Raw genomic sequence first — 566 nt, 5'->3', positions numbered from 1 at the left:
GAAGGGGTGGCCGTCAGCTTGGCCACCACTTCGTCGGTGGTGTCGGTCACGGTGACCTTGGCCGCGTCGCCCAGCTGCAGGTTCTCGAAGGTGCGGTTGCCGATGTCGGCCGCCGACTTGATACCCAGGCTGATTTCACCGGCGTCTTTGTAGACGTCGTCGCCCTGTGCTGCGTGCTCGTAAGGCGCGCTGGTCTGGCCGGCCTTGATGGTGACCTGGGCGTTGTTGCTCAGGGTCACGACCAAGTCGTTGGCCAGTGCCTGGTTGATGTGCACGGTGAAGGTCGGTTTGACGTTCTCGGCTACCGAGCTCTGGTCGGCCGTGATGGTGACCTTGACCAGGTCGCCTTCGTTGCCGCCACCTGGGTTGCTCGGGGTACCTGGGGTGCCTGGCTCGTCGGTGACAGTGGTGCTGACCTGGGTTTTGTCCAGGGTCAGGTTTTCGAACTTGCCGACGTCATCGCCGCTCACCGAGGCGATCGACTTGATCACCGCCGGGTTACTGCCGACGTAGACGTTGTCCGGAGCGGTGACGGTAGCAGTCCCTACGGTGCTGTTGGCCGGCAC

The 566-nt window shown here is 63.6% G+C and carries 1 protein-coding gene; it reads right to left on the bottom strand.

Going from position 1 to position 566, the window contains the following annotated elements; genetic code table 11:
- Window positions 1-566 (bottom strand): immunoglobulin-like domain-containing protein (locus OO258_RS27300; protein ID WP_266034996.1); only part of this gene is annotated, 566 nt, incomplete at both ends.

The organism is Pseudomonas sp. DCB_BI (assembly GCF_026240995.1).
Lineage (GTDB): Bacteria > Pseudomonadota > Gammaproteobacteria > Pseudomonadales > Pseudomonadaceae > Aquipseudomonas.
The sequence above is the reverse complement of the archived record's forward strand: the minus strand, read 5'-3'. Positions and strand labels throughout refer to the sequence as shown.